This window comes from Pseudomonas sp. SWRI68 (assembly GCF_014269165.1).
GTDB lineage: Bacteria > Pseudomonadota > Gammaproteobacteria > Pseudomonadales > Pseudomonadaceae > Aquipseudomonas > Aquipseudomonas capeferrum.
Genome location: NZ_JABWRU010000003.1, coordinates 85393 through 97694 on the forward strand (window position 1 = coordinate 85393; position 12302 = coordinate 97694).

11 protein-coding genes are annotated in these 12302 nt (G+C 64.7%); 7 read left to right on the forward strand and 4 right to left on the reverse strand.

Annotation, left to right across the window (positions count from 1 at the left end; genetic code table 11):
- Nucleotides 1-11: 11 nt before the first annotated feature.
- Nucleotides 12-887, reverse strand: coding sequence for an AraC family transcriptional regulator (locus HU770_RS06575; protein ID WP_186658807.1), 876 nt, complete (start codon nucleotides 885-887; stop codon nucleotides 12-14).
- A gap of 181 nt (nucleotides 888-1068) precedes the next feature.
- Here HU770_RS06575 and HU770_RS06580 point away from each other — a divergent pair, with 181 nt between their 5' ends.
- Nucleotides 1069-1965 carry a DMT family transporter gene (locus tag HU770_RS06580; RefSeq protein WP_186663344.1) on the forward strand — a complete coding sequence of 299 codons (897 nt, stop codon included), beginning with the start codon at nucleotides 1069-1071 and terminating at the stop codon, nucleotides 1963-1965.
- Between the two features lie 9 nt (nucleotides 1966-1974).
- Here HU770_RS06580 and HU770_RS06585 read toward each other — a convergent pair whose 3' ends face one another.
- Both HU770_RS06585 and HU770_RS06590 read right to left on the reverse strand, forming a co-directional pair.
- Complete coding sequence (locus tag HU770_RS06585; RefSeq protein WP_033702896.1) at nucleotides 1975-2949, reverse strand: D-glycerate dehydrogenase; 975 nt, start codon at nucleotides 2947-2949, stop codon at nucleotides 1975-1977.
- A gap of 115 nt (nucleotides 2950-3064) precedes the next feature.
- Complete coding sequence (locus tag HU770_RS06590; RefSeq protein ID WP_033702895.1) at nucleotides 3065-4012, reverse strand: LysR family transcriptional regulator; 948 nt, start codon at nucleotides 4010-4012, stop codon at nucleotides 3065-3067.
- Between the two features lie 191 nt (nucleotides 4013-4203).
- On the opposite strand from HU770_RS06590, the gene HU770_RS06595 reads away from it, so the two are divergent.
- Genes HU770_RS06595 through HU770_RS06610 form a run of 4 tightly spaced genes read left to right on the forward strand, consistent with a single transcriptional unit; the run spans nucleotide 4204 to nucleotide 8983 of the window.
- Nucleotides 4204-5733 carry an efflux transporter outer membrane subunit gene (locus HU770_RS06595; protein ID WP_186658801.1) on the forward strand — a complete coding sequence of 510 codons (1530 nt, stop codon included), beginning with the start codon at nucleotides 4204-4206 and terminating at the stop codon, nucleotides 5731-5733.
- Nucleotides 5730-7907, forward strand: coding sequence for an FUSC family protein (locus HU770_RS06600; RefSeq protein WP_186663346.1), 2178 nt, complete (start codon nucleotides 5730-5732; stop codon nucleotides 7905-7907). Before HU770_RS06595 ends, HU770_RS06600 begins: the two co-directional genes overlap by 4 nt.
- A 4-nt stretch (nucleotides 7908-7911) precedes the next feature.
- Entirely contained in the window at nucleotides 7912-8112 is a 201-nt protein-coding gene (locus HU770_RS06605; RefSeq protein WP_027595286.1) for a DUF1656 domain-containing protein, read from the forward strand.
- Nucleotides 8113-8122: 10 nt separating this feature from the next.
- Nucleotides 8123-8983 carry an HlyD family secretion protein gene (locus tag HU770_RS06610; protein ID WP_033702892.1) on the forward strand — a complete coding sequence of 287 codons (861 nt, stop codon included), beginning with the start codon at nucleotides 8123-8125 and terminating at the stop codon, nucleotides 8981-8983.
- Between the two features lie 126 nt (nucleotides 8984-9109).
- Here the strand turns inward: HU770_RS06610 and HU770_RS06615 are convergent, their stop codons facing one another.
- A complete protein-coding gene (locus HU770_RS06615) occupies nucleotides 9110-9559 on the reverse strand; it encodes a universal stress protein (RefSeq protein WP_186663348.1) in 450 nt (149 codons plus the stop codon).
- 169 nt (nucleotides 9560-9728) lie between these two features.
- Between HU770_RS06615 and HU770_RS06620 the strand changes: the two genes are divergently transcribed.
- On the forward strand, nucleotides 9729-10634 hold the full coding sequence (locus HU770_RS06620) for a LysR family transcriptional regulator (protein ID WP_033702890.1): 906 nt from the start codon (nucleotides 9729-9731) through the stop codon (nucleotides 10632-10634).
- Nucleotides 10635-10749: 115 nt separating this feature from the next.
- A complete protein-coding gene (locus HU770_RS06625; protein ID WP_186663350.1) occupies nucleotides 10750-12291 on the forward strand; it encodes an MFS transporter in 1542 nt (513 codons plus the stop codon).
- The last annotated feature ends 11 nt before the right edge of the window (nucleotides 12292-12302 follow it).

Consider the following 12302-nt stretch of genomic DNA (forward strand, 5'->3'; position numbering starts at 1 on the left):
AAGCGGCCCCCTCAAAGGGTGAAGGCTGCCCGATAGGCGCCGGGCGTGGCCCCGAGTGCCTGACGAAACCGGTTGCTGAAATGGCTGGCACTGGCAAACCCGCACAGCAACGCAACCTCGCCCAGTGGCAACTGGCCCAGGCGCAGCAACTGGCAAGCCCGATGCAGCCGCCGAGCCAGCAGGTACTGGTGCGGCGGCAAGCCGAAACTGCTGCGGAACATGCGCGCAAAGTGGTGCTCGGACAAATTGCAGCGCACCGCCAGCTCGCCGAGGGTGATGGGCTGGTCCAGGTGCGCCTCGATGTATTCGACCAACTGTCGACGCAGGTTCGGCGCCAGCCCACCTTTCAACCGCAAGCCCTCACGTAGCCCAACCTGGCTGAGCACCGCGTGGTCGACGATCTCGTGCGCCAGGCTGCTGGCCAGCAAGCGCTCGCCGGGTTCATCCCAGGCCAGGCTGATCAATTGGTGAAAGCGCAGCGCCTGCTGCGGGTCGTCGAGAAACGTCGCCTCCTGCAACTGCAGCTCGCGCGGTTCGCGGTCCAGCAGGCGCACACAGCCGAGGGCGAACTGCGCCTCGCTGATGTACAGGTGGGCCAGGCGGATCTCGCCATTGACCACCCAGTTCGACTCGTGGCCGGCCGGCATGACGCACAGCTTGTTCGGCGCGCCCTTGTCGGCCGGGCGCTGGCGGCGAAACGTGCCGGTGCCATCGGCGATGTAGCACGACAGCGTGTGATGGCTTGGCGCCTGGTAGTCGCGGGCATCGTCGCGGTTTCGCCACAGTGCCGCAGCCAGGCCGTCGCCCAGGTGCGCGCTCAGCTCCAGGCGGGCATGGGGCGAGGCGTGCATGGCGTTGAACACTTGCAACTGGGACAGTGGGGTCATGGGCGATTCCTCTGAGCGCCATCGTACTGCGAGTTCGCCGTGCAGGCAGCTAGCTGCAATACAAAAGCGCAAGTTTGTGCAAGCGCGAAGGGGCCAGCAGGGCGAACACTGAGGGCCTCGGCGAGGGCTGCGCCCTCGATTCGCGGGGCACCGATCTTGAAAGGCCCAAGGAACCACCGCCATGAACCTGTCCCTGTACTTGCTCACCGTCCTGATCTGGGGCACCACCTGGATCGCCCTGAAACTGCAACTGGGCGTGGTCGCCATCCCGGTATCGATCGTCTATCGCTTCGCCTTGGCCGGGCTGATCCTGTTCGCCATTTTGCTGCTTACCCGCCGCCTGCAACCGATGACTCGCCGCGGTCACCTCATCTGCCTGGCGCAGGGCTTGTGCCTGTTCTGCGTCAACTTCATGTGCTTTCTCACCGCCAGCCAGTGGATCGCCAGCGGCCTGATCGCCGTGGTGTTCTCCACCGCGACCTTGTGGAACGCACTCAATGCGCGGGTGTTCTTCGGCCAGAAGATCGCCGCCAATGTGCTGGGCGGCGGCGCTTTGGGGCTGCTGGGCCTGGGCCTGCTGTTCTGGCCCGAACTCGGCCACCATGCGGCCAGTCGTGAAACCTTGTACGGCCTCGGCCTGGCGCTGCTCGGCACGCTGTGCTTCTCGGCTGGCAACATGCTGTCGAGCATGCAGCAGAAGGCAGGGCTCAAACCCATGACCACCAATGCCTGGGGCATGGTCTATGGCGCGGCGATGCTGACCGTGTATTGCCTGTTCAACGGCATCCCTTTCGCCATGGAATGGAACACCCGCTACATCGGCTCGTTGATGTACCTGGTGATCCCGGGTTCGGTGATCGGCTTCACCGCCTACCTGACCCTGGTCGGGCGCATGGGGCCGGAGCGGGCAGCCTATTGCACGGTGCTGTTCCCGTTGGTGGCGTTGAACGTGTCGGCGTTTGCCGAAGGGTACCAATGGACGGCCCCAGCGTTGCTGGGGCTCGTCGCGGTCATGGCGGGTAACGTGCTGGTGTTTCGCAAGCCTTCGCTCAAGCCGGCTGCCGTGTTGGCACGCTAGGTGGAAACCTCAGCCCTTCCACACCTGCGGGTTAACCAGGTCGCGCGGCCGCTCGCCCAGCAGCGCCGCACGCAGGTTGTCCATTGCCCGGTTGGCCATGGCCTCACGGGTTTCGGCGGTGGCCGATCCGATGTGCGGCAGGGTCAGGGCATTGGGCAGCTTGAACAGCGGCGACTCGCTCAGCGGCTCTTTTTCGTACACATCCAGGCCGGCGCCGCGAATAGTGCCGTTCTGTAGTGCCTCGACCAGCGCCGCTTCATCGACCACCGGGCCGCGGGCAATGTTGATCAGGAAGGCACTTGGCTTCATCAGCTTCAGCTCACGGGCCCCGATCAGCTTGCGGGTTGCCTCGGACAACGGCACCACGATGCAGACGAAATCGGCTTCGGCCAGCAGTTGTTCCAGGCTGCGCAACTGCGCGCCCAGCTCTTGCTCCAGCGCGGTCTTGCGGCTGTTGCCGGCATAGATCACCGGCATGTTGAAACCGAACCGCCCGCGACGGGCAATGGCGGCGCCGATGTTGCCCATGCCGACGATACCCAGGGTTTTGCCGTGCACATCGCTGCCGAAGTGGGCCGGGCCGACGGTGGCCTGCCACTGGCCGGCCTTGGTCCAGGCATCGAGCTCGGCCGTGCGCCGGGCGCAGCCCATGATCAGCGAGAAGCCGAGGTCCGCGGTGCTTTCGGTCAGCACGTCGGGGGTGTTGGTCAGGGCGATGCCGCGTTCGTTGAAGTAGTCGACGTCATAGTTGTCGTAGCCGACCGAGACGCTGGACACCACCTCAAGCTTGGCCGCGCCCTCAAGCTGCGCACGGCCAAGCTTGCGGCCGACGCCGATCAGCCCGTGGGCCTCGGGCAGGGCTTCGTTGAACTGGGCGCTGATGTCGCCGAGCTTGGGGTTCGGCAGGATTACGTTGAAGTCTTGCTGCAGGCGCTCGGCCATGGCCGGGGTGATACGGCTGAAGGCCAGGACGGTCTTTTTCATCGGGCAACTTCCACAAGAAAAGCTACAAGCTACAAGCTTCAAGCCACAAGAAAAAGCCGCGCTTGCGACGATCTGCTTTTTCTTGCGGCTTGAAGCTTATGGCTTGCAGCTGTTTTCAGTTGGCGATCAGCACCTGATGGGTTTTCAGGTCTGCCTCATGGGCTGCAAGAATTTCCGGCAGCGAGTTGCGCAGGTATTCGACCCAGGTCTTGATCTTGGCATCCAGGTACTGGCGCGACGGGTAGATGGCGTACAGGTTCAGCTCCTGCAACCGGTACTCGGGCAGCACCCGCACCAGGCTGCCATCACGCAGGCCCTCGATGGCCGAATAGATCGGCAGCACGCCCACCCCCATGCCGCTGCGGATTGCGGTTTTCATGGCGTCTGCCGTGTTCACCTGGAACGGCGAGGTGCTGATGTTGACCATTTCCTGGCCTTCCGGGCCGTCGAACAGCCACTTTTCCAGCGGAATCACCGGGCTGACCATGCGCAGGCAGGCGTGCTTGAGCAGGTCGGCAGGCTTGTGCGCGATGCCGTTGCGCGCGATGTAGGCGGGCGAGGCACAGACGATGCTGTAGGTGATGCCCAGGCGCTGCGACACGAAGCCCGAGTCCGGCAGCTCGGTGGCCAGCACGATGGACACGTCGTAGCCTTCGTCGAGCAGGTCCGGCACGCGGTTGGCCATGGTCAGGTCGAAGGTCACGTCCGGGTGCGATTCGCGATAGCGGGCGATGGCATCGACCACGAAATGCTGGCCGACCCCGGTCATCGAGTGGACCTTCAACTGCCCGGCCGGGCGGGCATGGGCGTCGCTGGCCTCGGCTTCGGCTTCTTCAACGTAGGTAAGAATCTGTTCGCAGCGCATCAGGTAGCGCTTGCCAGCCTCGGTCAACGCGATGCGGCGGGTGGTGCGGTTGAGCAGCCGTGTTTGCAGATGGGCTTCCAGATTGGAGACCGCCCGCGACACGTTCGCGGTGGTCGTATCCAGCTGCGCCGCCGCAGCCGTGAAGCTGCCAAGTTGGGCTACGCAACTGAAAGCACGCATATTTTGCAGGGTGTCCATGGGTCGCTCTCAAGGTAGAGGACAAAATTGTGTCACGAAGTAACGACGAAGTTATTAAAAGTTACCTTCGACCAAAGGCTGATTATCGCGCGTTTGGTAACAAAGATTCGCAGGAATATGCGCTTATCGCCAGTCCTGCGGCCCCCTAGAATTGCTCGGCCCCTCCACCTCTTCCTCGGGAAATCGCAGCTGTGCCGCGTCGCATCATCAGAACGCTTCAAGTGTTCAGTGCCTGTGCCCTTAGCCTCACCTTGAGCGGCTGTATCGGAACCTGGGGCATCGCCCCGCAAAGCAAGACGTTGCACGCCAACACCCTGACGACCGACGCGGCGATACGCGAAGCCGCCACTGACGCGCACTGGCCCGACCAGCAGTGGTGGCAGGCCTACCGCGACCCGCAGCTGAACCGCTGGGTTGCACTGGCCGTCGAAGGCAGCCCGAACCTGGCCATGGCCATGGCGCGGGTGCGCGAGGCCAAGGCCATGGCCGGTGTGGTCGAGTCGGCGGAAAAACTGCAGGCCAACGGCCAGGCGTCACTCAAGCGCCACAATTGGCCTGAGGACCCGTTCTACGGCCCTGGCGCGCTGTCGGGCGCCAATACCTGGGACAACAATGCCGCCCTCGGTTTCAGCTATGCCCTCGACCTCTGGGGCCGCGAACGCAATGCCAGTGAACAGGCCGTGGACCAGGCGCACATGAGCGTGGCCGAGGCCCGTCAGGCGCAGCTCGAGCTGCAGAGCAACGTGGTGCGTGCCTACATTCAACTGAGCCTGCATTTTGCCCAGCGCGATATCGTCAAGGCCGAGCTCGAGCAGCAAGAGCAGATTCTGGCCCTGGCCAAGCGCCGGCTGGACGCGGGCATCGGTACCCATTTCGAAGTCAGCCAGGCGCAAGCGCCGCTGCCGGAAACCCATCGCCAGCTCGACAGCCTCAACGAAGACATCGCCCTGACCCGCAACCAGCTGGCCGCCTTGGCCGGCAAAGGGCCGGGCGACGGCGCGCAGATCGAGCGCCCGAGCCTGACCCTCGGCGACCCGCTGAAGCTGCCCTCGGCACTGCCCGCCGAACTGGTGGGCCAGCGCCCGGACGTGGTGGCCAGCCGTTGGCAGGTGGCCGCGCAAGCCCGCGGCATCGACGTGGCGCATGCCGGCTTCTTCCCCAATGTCGACCTGGTCGGCAGCCTGGGCTTCATGGCCACCGGCGGCGGCCCGCTGGAGTTTCTCACCGGGCGCAAGTTCAACTACAACGTCGGCCCGGCCATCAGCCTGCCGATCTTCGACGGTGGCCGCCTGCGCTCGCAGCTGGGCGTCGCTTCGGCGGGCTATGACATGGCCGTGGCGCGTTACAACCAGACCGTGATCGGAGCGCTGAAAAACATTTCCGACCAGTTGATCCGCCGCGAGTCGATGAAAGAACAGTCGCACTTCGCCGCCGAATCGGTCGCCGCCGCGCAGAAGACCTACGACATCGCCATGGTCGCCTTCCAGCGTGGCCTGACCGACTACCTCAATGTGCTCAACGCGCAAACCTTGCTGTTCCGTCAGCAGCAGGTGCAGCAGCAGGTGCAGGCCGCCCGCTTGGTCGCCCATGCCGAGCTGGTCACAGCCCTGGGTGGCGGCCTGCAAGCGGGCCAGGACGTGCCGCAGCCAGGGCGCCAGGCTGCGCCGAAAACCCCGGCCACCCTGGCCGTTTTCGACAAGCAGCCGGATAACGCCGAATGAGCACTTCCAGTCTGCCCGTGCGCTGGCTGCAGAGCCTGGAGTGGCGCCGGGGCTTCTTTGCCTGGGCGCGCACCGATGGTGTGACCTGGGTCTACATCTTCAAGGTGCTGGCTGCCGCCTTCATCACCCTGTGGCTGGCCATGCGCCTGGAACTGCCGCAGCCGCGCACGGCGATGATCACCGTGTTCATCGTCATGCAGCCGCAAAGCGGGCACGTGTTCGCCAAGAGCTTCTACCGGGTGCTCGGCACCCTGGCAGGTTCGGCGATGATGGTTGCGCTGATCGCCATCTTCCCGCAGAACACCGAGCTGTTCCTGCCCAGCCTGGCCCTGTGGGTCGGCCTGTGCTCGGCGGGCGCCATGCGCTACCGCACCTTCCGTGCCTATGGTTTCGTGCTGGCCGGCTACACCGCAGCGATGATCGGCTTGCCGGTGCTGCAACACCCCGACCAGGCCTTCATGGCTGCTGTGTGGCGGGTGCTGGAGATCGCCCTGGGAATTCTCGTTTCAACCTTTGTCAGCGCCGCGATTTTGCCGCAGTCGGCCAGTGCGGCCATGCGCAACGCCCTGTACCAGCGCTTCGGCGTGTTTGCCGGGGTGGTGGTCGAAGCCTTGCGTGGCGACAGCCAGCGTGACCGTTTCGAAACCAGCAACGTGCGCTTCGTTGCCGAGGCCGTGGGCCTGGAGAGCCTGCGTAACGTCACCGCCTTCGAAGACCCGCACATGCGCAGGCGCTCTGGCCGGCTGGTGCGCATGAACAGCGAATTCATGGCCATCACCACGCGCTTCAACGCCCTGCACCGGTTGCTCGAACGCCTGCGCGCACGTGGCCCATTGCAGATCGTCAGCGCCATCGAGCCCGGCCTGAACACCTTGGTCGCGTTGCTTGAACCCTACGTGGGCCGCGCCTTGACCGACTCGGACGCGCTGCGCCTGACGTTGGAGCTGGCCGCCTATAAAGAGGGCCTGCAAGCCCAGGTGCGTGGGCTGCGCACCGAGTACCAGCAGACCGCACCCAGCGAGTCCGACCTGCTCGACTTCCATACCGCTTTCGAGCTGCTCTACCGCTTCGTCGACGAGATGTACAGCTATGCCGAGACCCATGCCTCGCTGGCCGCGCACACGCATCAGCGCGAGCAGTGGGACGAGCCCTATGTGGCGCAGACCAGCTGGCTGGTGTCACTGGCGGCCGGTGTGCGCGCTTCGGCGGTGCTGTTGCTGTTGGGCAGCTACTGGTTGCTCAGCGACTGGCCCAGCGGCGGCATGATGACGCTGATCGCCACGGTCACCGTGGGCCTGTCGGCGGCTTCGCCGAACCCCAAGCGCATGTCGTTCCAGATGGCCTGCGGCACGGCGATCGGGGCCTTTGTCGGCTTCTTCGAGACGTTCTTCGTATTCCCCTGGATCGACGGCTTCCCGCTGCTGTGCATGGTCCTGGCGCCGGTCTTCGTGCTTGGGGCGTTCCTCTCGTCGCGGCCTGCCTATGCCGGTTATGGCATCGGTTTGCTGGTGTTTTTCGCCATCGGTTCGGTGCCGAACAACCTGACCGTCTACGACCCCTACACCTTCATCAACGATTACATCGGCATGGTCATCGGCATGTTCGTCTGCGCCGCAGCCGGGGCGATCATCCTGCCGCCCAACAGCCGCTGGCTGTGGAGCCGGCTGGAGCAGGAGCTGCGCGAGCAGGTGCTGTTCGCCATCAGCGGCCGCTTGCGAGGCCTGGGCTCGGCCTTCGAGAGCCGCACCCGCGACCTGCTGCACCAGGCCTATGGCCTGGCGGCCGGCAAACCGCAGGTGCAGAGCGAGCTGATGGGCTGGATGTTCACCGTGCTGGAGGTCGGCCACGCCATCATCGAACTGCGCAAGGAGCAGGCCCGCGCGCCGATCCATCCGGCGTATGCCGAATCCCAGCCGTGGCGTCAGGCCATTCGCGTCATGGGCAGGGCGCTGGCGCGCTTGTTCCTGCAGCCCAGCGCCAGCAACCACGAGCGCGCCCTGGTGGCGGTGGACCACGCCATCAGCCGCGTGCAGGCCACCGATGAGCCGTTCGCCCGGCACTTCGACACCTCGGTGCTGCGCCGCGCGCAAAGCTACCTGCACTTCATCCGTTCTTCCCTGCTGGACCCTCAGTCGCCGCTGGCACCGGCGAAAGGATTGCACAATGCCCCGTGAAATCATGCCCCGTGAGATCGCCTTCCATGGCGTGTACATGCCCACCATGACCCTGATGTTCCTGTTCGCCCTGGGCCTGGCCTGGGGCCTGGACCGCTTCATCGCCAGCCATGACGGCTACCGCTTCTTCTGGCACCCGGCGCTGCTGCGCCTGAGCCTGTTCGTCTGCCTTTTCGGCGCCCTGGCGCTGTCTGTCTACTGGTGAGAAACCCTCGATGAAAAAGTTCTTCAGCCTGATCGCCACCCTGCTGGTGCTGGTGGCTGCCGTGGCGATCGGCCGCCAGCTGTGGCTGCACTACATGACCACGCCGTGGACCCGCGATGGCCGTGTGCGTGCCGACATCATCAACGTCGCCGCCGACGTGCCGGGCTATGTGGTGGGTGTGCCGGTCAAGGACAACCAGCGGGTGAAGAAGGGCGACCTGCTGATCCAGATCGACCCTGAGCACTATCAGCTGGCCGTCGACCAGGCCAAGGCCCTGGTCGCCTCGCGCAAGGCCACCTGGGAGATGCGCAAGGTCAACGCCAAGCGCCGGGCCGACATGGACAACCTGGTGATCTCCAAGGAAAACCGCGACGACGCCAGCAACATCGCCAACTCGGCCCAGGCGGATTATCAACAGGCCCTGGCCGAGCTGGCGGCGGCCGAGCTGAACCTCAAGCGCACGCATATCGTGGCCACGGTGGATGGCTACGTGACCAACCTGAACATTCACAAGGGCGACTATGCGCGCACCGGTGAGGCGGTGATGGCGGTGGTCGATGAGCACTCATTCTGGGTCTACGGCTTTTTCGAAGAGACCAAGCTGCCGCATGTAAAGGTAGGTGATCGGGCCGAGTTGCAGATGATGAGCGGCGAGCGCATCACCGGCCATGTGGAGAGCATCGCCCGCGGTATTTATGATCGCGACAACCCGCAGAGCCGCGAGCTGATTGCTGACGTGAACCCCACCTTCAACTGGGTGCGGCTGGCGCAGCGGGTGCCTGTGCGGATTCACATTGATGAAGTGCCAGAAGGGTTTTTGCTGGCGGCGGGGACGACCTGTACGGTGGTGGTGAAGCCGGGTGAGGAGTGAGGTGTTTGCCCCAGTGTTCGCCGCAACCCTTCTGGCGCCCATGAGATCGAGCGCCGCCCGCGCGGCGCTCGATCTCATGGGCGCTGCAAAACTCAAGGCGAACCCTCGCAGGCGCACCCCCAATCTCTACCCCGCAACCCCCACCAATACCGGCACCTCGACCCGGTCAATCACCTTCGCGCTGATCGACGGATCCAGCAACCGCCCCAATCGCGACAAATGCCGGTGCCCCATGATGATCAACTCGCACCCCAGCTCCTGCGCCTGGCCAACGATAACCTCCACCGGCTGCCCGGCCACCATGGCCCCTTGGCTGGCAAAACCCGCCTTTTGCAACACACGCACGGCATCCGCCACGGCGCTTTCGCCCAAGTGCTGCTCCTCGCAGGCAGCCGGGTATTCCCCCAGTTCCTCGGCGGTATAGGGCGCAGGTTGGTCGTGCACGGTAAAGGTGGTGTCGATGGCCAGCAGCACGTGCAGTTCATGTTCGTCAGGGCGGCAGTAGCGGCGGGCGAGGGTGAGCAGGGCGGCAGCAGCAGGGGAGGCATCGATGGCAATCAAGACGGTGCTGGGCATGTGAATCCTTGTCGAAGCTGGCTAGTCGGTTGGCTGTACAGCCACTGCGTCACTTATGGCCCATCCCGCACCCCGAATAAATGCTCCCTCACGCACGACCTTATTGCGTCAGACGCAATCAACCAACCTGCTACCATCGCCTTTCCCACAGCTGTAACGGAAAACGGCCATGCAACTCCCGGACATGAACCTGCTCGTCGCCCTCGATGCCTTGCTCGACGAGGGCAGCGTGGTGGGCGCGGCGCAGCGCATGAACCTGAGCCCGGCGGCCATGAGCCGCACCTTGGGGCGCATTCGCGATGCGCTGGGTGACCCGATTCTGGTACGCGCCGGCCGTGGCCTGGTGCCCACCCCCCGTGCGCTGGCCTTGCGCGAGCAGGTGCATGGCCTGGTGGAGCAGGCTGGGCAGGTGTTTCGCAGCCGCGACGATGTCGACCTGGTGAACCTGGACCGTGCCTTCAACATCCGCACCAACGACCTGTTCATTGCCCTGTACGGTGCCCAGTTGCTGCGCATGATGCTGGCCCAGGCGCCGCGCACGGTGCTGCGTTTCGTGCCGGAGGGCAGTGGCGACGATGATGCGGTGCTGCGCAACGGGCACATCGACCTGATCATCAGCTCGGCCATTGAGCTGGGCCCGGAAATCAAGGTGCAGAGCCTGTTCAACACCTACTTCGTGGGCCTGGCGCGTGTGGGGCACCCGATCTTCGACGCCCCGATCACTCCTGAGCGTTTTGCCGCCTACCCGCAGATCAGTGTGTCGCGCCGCGGCCGGGCCAATGGGCCGATCGATGAGGCGTTGGCCCAGCACAAGGTGGAGCGGCGCGTGGCGTTGATCACCACCAGCTTCCACTCGGCGATGTTCTCGTTGCCGGATTCGGACCTGATCCTGCCGATACCGGCCAATATCCTCAACAGCGTGCAGCGCTTGAAGCTGCCCTTGCGCTCGTTCGAGATCCCGGTGCCGCTGGCAAAAGTCAATGTAATGCAGGCCTGGCACCCGCGGTTCGACAACGACCCAGCGCATCGGTGGCTGCGCCAGACCTTGAGGGCGTGTGGCCGGTTGGACCCGTGAGCGCACCATCAATTGCGTCTGACGCAATATAAAGCTGCCAACAAGTCAGTTTTCGTCAGCATTCGATCTTCTTAGACTTGCTCCAGCCCTAAAATTGTTGCTGGAGATGTATCCCATGAGTTCCCTGACCGCGCCTTCTGCTGCGTTGGCCGCCGCCCCTGCGCCGGCCGCCCCTGCGCAGTCGGCGTTCGGCCTGCAGGTGGTGGTGGGGCTGTTCGGCGTGTTGCTGGCGGTGTTATGCGCCGGCCTCAACGAGGCGGTGACCAAGATTTCCCTCAACGACATCCGTGGCGCCATGGGCATCGGTGCCGACGAGGGCGCCTGGCTGTTGGCCGTGTACAGCGCGGCGTCGGTGTCGGCGATGGCCTTCGCACCCTGGCTCGCCACGACCTTTTCGCTGCGCCGCTTCACCCTGTCTGCCGTCGGCCTGTTCGCCGTGCTGGGCCTGCTGCAACCCTTCGCCCCCAACCTGCACAGCCTGATGCTGCTGCGGGTGCTGCAGGGTTTCGCCTCTGGCGCCTTGCCGCCGATGCTGATGAGCGTCGCACTGCGCTTTCTGCCACCGGGCATCAAGGTCTATGGCCTGGCCTGCTATGCCCTGACCGCCACCTTCGGGCCGAACCTCGGCACGCCGCTGGCAGGCCTGTGGACCGAGTATGTCGGCTGGCAGTGGGCGTTCTGGCAGATCATCCTGCCGTCGCTGCTGGCCATGGCTTGTATCGGCTGGGGCCTGCCGCAAGACCCACTGCGCCTCGAACGCTTCAAGCAGCTCGACTGGCGTGGCGTGCTGCTTGGCCTGCCGGCCATCAGTTGCATCGTCCTCGGCTTGTCGCTGGGTGACCGCTGGGGCTGGTTCGACTCGCCGCTGATCTGCTGGCTGCTGGGGGGCGGCCTGCTGTTGCTGGTGCTGTTCATGTACAACGAATGGTCCGAGCCGCTGCCGTTCTTCCAGCTGCGCATGCTCTCGCGGCGCAACCTGAGTTTTGCCTTGTTGACCCTGGCCGGCGTGTTGGTCGTGTTGTCTGGCGTGGGCACCATCCCGTCAGCCTACCTGGCGCAGATCCAGGGCTACCGCCCGGCGCAGACCAGCCCGCTGATGATGCTGGTGGCCATGCCGCAACTCATCGCCCTGCCGCTCACGGCCGCGCTGTGCAACCTGCGCGTGGTGGATTGCCGCTGGGTGCTGGCGATCGGGCTTGGCATGCTGGCGGTGTCGTGCGTGGGCTGCAGCCTGTTGACCTCCGAATGGATTCGCGGCGATTTCTACCCCTTCTACCTGCTGCAGGTGTTTGGCCAGCCGATGGCGGTGTTGCCGTTGCTGATGCTTTCCACCAATGGCATGACCCCGCAGGAGGGCCCGTTCGCCTCGGCCTGGTTCAACACGGTCAAAGGGCTGTCGGCGGTGATTGCCGGTGGCCTGCTGGATGCCCTGGGCACCGTGCGCCGGCATTTTCATTCCAACCACCTGGTCGACAGCCTGGGCAACGCGCCGTTGATCGATGGCAGCGCCACCGGCCTTGCCCGACGCATTCATGAACAGGCCCAGGTACTGACCTCGGCCGACCAGTACCTGGTGATGGCCTGCATCGCCGTCGCTTTGATCTGCCTGATCCCCTTCGTGCCTACCCGGATCTTCCCGCCGCGTGCGGTGGCTTGAGCCCGTGAATG